This is a genomic window from Chitinophaga sp. HK235 (assembly GCF_018255755.1).
Lineage (GTDB): Bacteria > Bacteroidota > Bacteroidia > Chitinophagales > Chitinophagaceae > Chitinophaga.
The window spans coordinates 106,326-113,146 of record NZ_CP073766.1 but is presented as its reverse complement, the minus strand read 5'-3'; the positions used below and the strand labels follow the sequence as shown (position 1 = coordinate 113,146).

Sequence of the window (6,821 nt, the reverse complement as noted above, 5' to 3'; positions counted from 1 at the left end):
AGAAATTTTCTAATGAGCGACTTTGCTCAACTCATTCTTAATAGACATTCTACCGTTGGCAACATCTTCTATGATAGCAATAATGTCATTCCCGGTTATTTCATCTTCGAGTTGCGCCAGTGTTTCTACCAATAATTCAATGGCATTAATCCGGAGTTGCAGTATAATGCCACTTCCGTCCTCTCTGGCATGCATCAGACAGGCATTCAGGTAACTCAGGCTCCATAGCTCGTAGGTAAGCCGCGCTGAAAGGGGTTGATCCAGCTGGCTATTCCTGATACTCACAATGCTGCCTGTCTCATTCACCTTTATGGGAAGTTCCGTTCCCAAAAGATGAAGACAATCATTATTGATTTTCACCACGTCTGTGATTCTATTTTCCAGGATATAGGATAAAAAAAACTGCCTGCTCTTAGCATCCATAATCATATAATTAAAAGGGATTCACAAATAGCTGTATGGGTTAGAGCAATAACGATGATAAATCGTTTGATATCAACAATGGCAGTTAACTGAAAATGCCAATTATCATGGACGGTCAATTATCTAGATGTGTGTTTATACCAGCTAATAACTTAACTATGGACTAATGACATACACGGTAGTGTAGCCAATACTGATCGGTGCAACAGGTCAATCCGTACAATCACTTTCTGTTCATTCTTATATTCTACCACTTCACACTCTATACCGCCGAAGATACCTTCGTTGATCATACAGCGCTGGCCGGCGTTAAAGTTATCCGGATAAACCTCGATATCGATCCCTCTGTCAACTACCAGTCTGAGATTTTCGATTACCTCTTCTCTCACACGGGCGCTGCTTTTGCAGTCTGTTACATAACGGACAGTGCCATCGCAGTGAAGGGCATAAAAATAATCTTCCAGGTTGTGCAGCTTCACGAAAATGTAGGAAGGAAACATCGGCATATCGATAATTTTTGTGCGATCATGCCACTTTCTTGCCACCTTCATCATCGGCAGGTAAAGCGAAATGTTTTTTCTATCCAATTGCTCTGCCACCTTTCGCTCATGTTTAGGTTTTGTGTACAGCAGATACCACGCGGGGACAAACTTCGTCATTACTTATCAATTTTATATGACCAAAAAAAGCTATCGCTACTGTAAGTAACACCTTATCAGCAATAAGAAAAAAAGGCCGCAAAAAAAAGTGAGCAGAAGTTCCAAATAAGGGTCTCAATAGAACAAACCAAAGCGACATATCTTCCGTAAGAAATCAACACTGGCACACACTCAAGCAAAAACAACTGAGCTAACAATTCACTTACTTATAAGGGTTCAAAGAATGTCAATTGGCATATATCTACTCTAACAGATATATACGAATATAGAAATTTTAATTGAACCACCAAACGTTTTTATCGTACTCAACAGCAAACAAAACGTTTTCTTAACGCAGCTTCCACTTCACACTGCCAGCCTGCTGCAGTCCACCAGCGGGATTTTCACCGGAAAGCTGAAAACAAAAACCGTAAAATATGTATTGACAATGGATGATATCCTAACATTATACATTGATGATAAAAAATCATCTAACGAAATATCATTTTCAATAGTAAAAAAATAACAGCGTCTGCCAATTCCATTAATAATGGTATATCAAAAAAAGATGACACTGCGATTTGTATACGATTCCCACTGCGGCACAGGGGCACTCCATTATTTTATCCACAAAAATATCCCCAAAAGCATTTGACTCTTGGGGGGCACTTCAACGGCTATATGCTTTTCATTATATTATATACGCCACAACGTCGTTCACGCTTTTTCTTCTCACGGGTCTATCTTTGTCCCGATGCCTGAGCCAGAATACAGTTTTGGTAACACTAACAGCACTTAAAGCCATATTATAGTGAAAGGCTGGTTTTACCTGATCCCTGGCCTGGTAATCATCCAATCCGGCAGGTTGCTTTGCATCGCAGATTAAAAATTCCACCTGGAATCGTAACCTATAATATTTTACAATCGTAGTCGGGGCCAATGACTGCTCTGTTGACAAAAGAATATCGTACCTGCCTATCTTGCGATCAATAATATCCGCACCTAATGTTTTAACGCTATAGCATATACGATACTGCTATAGTAAACCACATTTTCATCTGCTGTAAATTTCCTGGCCTTACGTTATCAATATTATTACAGTCAATTTTATCTTCATATTGCCGTGGCCGGCCATGCCCCTGACGGCGGGGACCTTTATACAAGTATCGCAGGTTTGCGTCCGGTCACATTTTCGTGATGATGTGCAGCCCTTCGCGGGCTACTGGCCTTATTTCAAAACCTTGACTAAATAATGATTCTGCTAAAAAAGCATTCCCTGGCAACTCTAATTTTGCTTTGTTCAAGTCAAAAATTTGTTTCTCATCTAACCAAGCCGTTAAGCTAATATACTCGCTGGACGTGGGTCTCCTCTAAAATAAAAGTGGACAAACCAAGATAAATCCCGATTTGTCCACTTTAGTGCCCAGTAGTGGAAGGTTATCGAACCAATTTTTATTGATTTTAAATCAATTATGCAAAATGAAATAGAATAGAATCAGACGACACTCAGTTACCAAACTAACACCCCGAGTCACCAAGATTGTATGGTAATGTGTCCGGGAACTATCGTTTGGGAAATTTTCAATTACTCTTCAATGGAGGGGAAGGTGGATAGAAATCTTTTTCACTTCTGAAAGATACAACCGTATCAGCAGGAGCGAGTTTGATGTTTCTTTCAATACCCTGTATGTATTCCATCAGATTTCTCAATGCAGGTGGCACTTTCCGGGTCCCATACACATACACGCCGGTAGATTTATTCCCTGATGTTATTATTTTATAGGATGCAAGGTCAAATCCATCCTCATCAATATAAGCGCTATCGTACTTTTCAAATGGAATGGTGCTATATAAACTATCCAGCTTTCTCAGCTCCTGCTGGTTCAGCTGGCCTTTATAAAATAGCTTACGGCCTCTTCCCCGCTGCATCACAACATCCCCTGTATTGGTTATTTTAACAGAATAATTTTTACTCCATCCACTTGAGTATGTAATATCTAATGCTGAAAAGGATATTGGGGATTCAATATGTTCGCAATTGATAAAAGTAACAATCGTTAATAGTATCAATAATTTTTTCATCATCTTTTTATAGTTATATCGGGTATTCCTTTGGAGCTATTCACTGTAAGTTTTCCATACTGCTCCATTTCCCCCGCTTTGGGGGTAAGTGGGATCAGCTTTTCAAGCTGGCTGATGTATTGCGCATTTCCATTAAGACCTACCAGGATACAGAATAAACCACGGGCTAAAAAAGTATTTCATAGACAATTATTGTTCACTACAGAGTTATTCCCTAATATAGGGATACAGAAAAACATATAAAGCTACCAAAATATTGAATCACTTAAAAAAGCGAATATCCGGTACATAGCAAAGCAAGAGCAAAGCTACAAACTACTTAACGTATTTTGCGGCTTTGCTCTTCTGCTCTCTTAACAGATAAAGGTAATTGACGTTTTAAAACATCAAACTATTAGTATCTGGGTCTAAATCCAGGCCTTGGGCCGGATCTGGAGAAACGATTATTTTCTGGTCTTTCAGGTTTTGGACGAGCCTCATACACTACTATTGTCTGGCCAGCAACTACTGAATTATTCAGTTCCTTAATTGCCTGTACTGCATTGGAATCGTCTGGCATTTCAACGAATGCAAAGCCTTTAGAACGGCCACTGTACTTATCATAAGCCACATTAATACTATATACAACTCCAAATGGGTCAAATAAAGACCATATCTCATCTTCAGTTGTTCTGTCACTTATATTACCTACAAAAATATTCACAAATATAATTTTAATTCAACACATATACTACTGAAAAACAGGGGCTAAGGAAGAAAAAAGAAGCCCAAACTAAATCAGAAGAAACCAAATGTAACCTTGTTAAAGGTAGGGCAATAAATTGGATATTACAGGATTAATTTATGGGGGATATCAGACAACTACTAAAATAGCCCCCATGACCGGAACCTAATGCTCCCCAGGTCTTTCATATGAATTTAACCGGCCATTACCTCCGGAATTACAGCGGAAGTCCGGATAATTCGTAAACCGGCCCGGGCACCATATCAGCTATAAGCAACAACACCGGCTGGGATTATAAGATCAACAATAGAGATAATGAATATTCGATAATGCATCCTTTACTATGGATTTAGGAGTTACAATTTGAATAAAAGCATCCACAGCACATTAAAGATCAGCATTATCATAAGCAATTCGACCAACCTTCTTTAAAGTCGATCTAATTCCCGCAATCTTGTGCCCACTAGTGGAAGGCTATCGAACCAATTTTCATTGACCTTAAAGCAGTTATGTAAAATATTTACCATTCCGTGACGCCCAGTTCTACAACGGCGTAAGGTTTGTTGGCTGATACTGATTGCAACATCCTATAGGCACCATCCAGCAAGTCCTTTGGTCTGGTATAACTATCGGTTTTTTTCTGAGGGCCATAGGTACTCACACCTATCCAATCGATATAATTATCTCCCGGGTAATAATACCGGGCTTCATTCCACCATTCATTCGGTGAGCCGGAAGCATCTACATGAAAAAACCAGGTTATATTAGTTACCTGCTCTTGCTTAAAAAGATCAATGATATGGCGGAATGCATCCCGGTAAATCTCCGGACCATCTGGATAGTTAGGGTCACCATATCCATTGAGCATCCCTCCCCCATTGTAACTGCCATTCCACGGGAAGCAGCTGCAGTTCACTTCTGCGCCAAATTCCACCAGGAGATTGGTGCCGCAGTTTTTTGCAGCCCTTGCCCAGTCTTTCAAAGAAGTATCAAACTGTCCGTGAATGATATCAATTAAATGCCATTGAGGATCGGGTTTATTGGCTTCGAACCGGCTCCGGGGCATCATTCGTATAAAGGGAACTTTTCCAGCGTTCTTAATGATATCAACCTCTCTTTGTGGAAATACAATGCCATGTACCCAATTATTGGAAAAATAAGCCCAGGCTATTTTTCTTTTCGCCAGTACCTCAAAATTTGTAATATTGTTGTCCAATACCTGATCTTCAGTACCTCCAAAATTGGGAAAGGCCGCGTGATAGATCTTACCTGCCTGGAAGGTTAATTTACCGTTTACAAAAGAACATTGTTCTGCAAAAAGGCTATTGCCCACTTCAGTTTGGTATTGCTGAAGGGCCGCTTCACTGGAGTTAATAGTTAAAAAAGAACCGTCAAAGTTTTCATGCCACCAGCTTACCGCATAGATGTTGGTATAGTTGGAAGAGGATAATTCCTTAAAATAATCGTTTATCCATTGTTGCTTATTCGATTGTTGTGCAGATGGCGACGACAGTTCCCTTTTGCATTGCAGAAATGCCAGGGGGATTAAAAAAACAAATCCTGTTCTTTTTAGCAGCGTTTTTTTGTTCATTCGATTTGTTTTATTCCGGATAGAAAGTGAAATTGGTCTTTGATGGTTTTTGATAATAAAACAGCAAAAAAGGCCTTATTCCTATAGTATCAGAAAAATTATGCAAACGCTTCTGTTATTATCTCCTTAAAAAAACTCCCTACTTAAAATCTTTCATTTTATTGGTTCCTTACTCCTGGTAATAGTAACGCAATTGTCAATTATTATTTAATGTCTTATTTGAATCACCACCAAACAATCTAATGTCTTTGCAAATGCGATAAGCATTTTAAATGTCTGTAGTTGGGAAGAACAACGTCAGCTGTTCTCGCAGTGCCTTATAAAAAGCTGACTAATTATTTTTATATAGCAAGCCAGATAATATCTTCCGTAATAATCATTATTACGGCGACTGGCAATTTGCCGGATTTGAAGTGACTGCACCTGATGGATCCCGTGTATCATGGAACAACTGGACAGCCCACACACCTCCTGTACCTGTTAAATTGGTGGATGAAACACTGGTTGAATTTTTTCCGTCGCTGGTAGTGATGGTCAGGATATAGGTGTTTACTGAGGCTATTTCCAGGGTACGCCTGTTTTTCTTGCATCTGTGTTAAGCCTGAAAATGTTAATCAACTGTGTAGGCTGAGTGTCTTTTGGGTGACACTGCTGGAAAGAAAAAAGGCTTGCAAGCATAAACTTACAAGCCTTTTCGTGCCCGCTAGTGGAAGGTGATCGAAGCAGCTACTACTGATACCGGGTAAGTTATATAATATAGGTATGTACGTGTGTCTGTCATGAAAGATTGGAGGTTTTTCTCCAAAACCTGATGGCAAGAAAGATGAATATTTGCAGTAGCTACCATGTCTATAAAAGCGGGTTTGATCATGCTAAAATCCCCAACGTTGATAACATCATCCTTTACCGTAAAATAGGTATCCACTAAGAAATTTCATGCCTTTTGTGGAATTTCTTAGTCCTCATGAAAATATTCTTTTTAAAAAATACAGGTTTATTCTAAGCTGTTCCCTGGCAGGGCAAACACTTGAAATTAATCTCACTGACAAGCAGTCTCAAACTTCCCGGATATTTGGCACAGACCAGATAAAAGAAAAATACTACTGCAACTTCGGACTCAATCCTGAATACCAGGATTTGCTTGACAGTCGTGGCTTTAAGGTGGTAGGAACCGATGCGTCAAAAGAAGCGAGAATCCTGGAACTCAATAAGCACCGCTTTTTTATAGCAACACTTTTTGTTCCACAGGATAATTCTACAACAGAGCATCCACATAAATTGGTAACTGCATTTTTACAAAGCGTTGCTACATTGGTGTAGTGAGATTTATTTAATACTACTACAGGTCTTATTTTTCCATTTA

6 protein-coding genes are annotated in these 6,821 nt (G+C 39.3%); 1 reads left to right on the top strand and 5 read right to left on the bottom strand.

All coding sequences use genetic code 11. From position 1 onward, the window contains the following. Positions 1–9: 9 nt before the first annotated feature. The 5 genes from KD145_RS00475 to KD145_RS00455 all read right to left on the bottom strand — a co-directional run bounded on the left by KD145_RS00475 (position 10) and on the right by KD145_RS00455 (position 5,458). Complete coding sequence (locus tag KD145_RS00475) at positions 10–423, bottom strand: hypothetical protein (RefSeq protein ID WP_212003972.1); 414 nt, start codon at positions 421–423, stop codon at positions 10–12. 152 nt (positions 424–575) lie between these two features. Further along, positions 576–1,082 carry a UpxY family transcription antiterminator gene (locus KD145_RS00470; RefSeq protein ID WP_212003971.1) on the bottom strand — a complete coding sequence of 169 codons (507 nt, stop codon included), beginning with the start codon at positions 1,080–1,082 and terminating at the stop codon, positions 576–578. Positions 1,083–2,642: 1,560 nt separating this feature from the next. Continuing rightward, positions 2,643–3,146: a hypothetical protein gene (locus tag KD145_RS00465; protein ID WP_212003970.1), complete on the bottom strand. Its 504-nt coding sequence runs from the start codon at positions 3,144–3,146 to the stop codon at positions 2,643–2,645. Positions 3,147–3,537: 391 nt separating this feature from the next. Beyond that, the gene (locus tag KD145_RS00460; RefSeq protein ID WP_149695632.1) at positions 3,538–3,846 is read right to left on the bottom strand and encodes an RNA-binding protein; all 309 of its coding nucleotides are present in this window, start codon (positions 3,844–3,846) and stop codon (positions 3,538–3,540) included. Between the two features lie 541 nt (positions 3,847–4,387). After that, complete coding sequence (locus KD145_RS00455) at positions 4,388–5,458, bottom strand: glycosyl hydrolase (RefSeq protein WP_212003969.1); 1,071 nt, start codon at positions 5,456–5,458, stop codon at positions 4,388–4,390. Positions 5,459–6,394: 936 nt separating this feature from the next. On the opposite strand from KD145_RS00455, the gene KD145_RS00450 reads away from it, so the two are divergent. After that, on the top strand, positions 6,395–6,778 hold the full coding sequence (locus KD145_RS00450) for a hypothetical protein (protein WP_212003968.1): 384 nt from the start codon (positions 6,395–6,397) through the stop codon (positions 6,776–6,778). Positions 6,779–6,821: the final 43 nt, after the last annotated feature.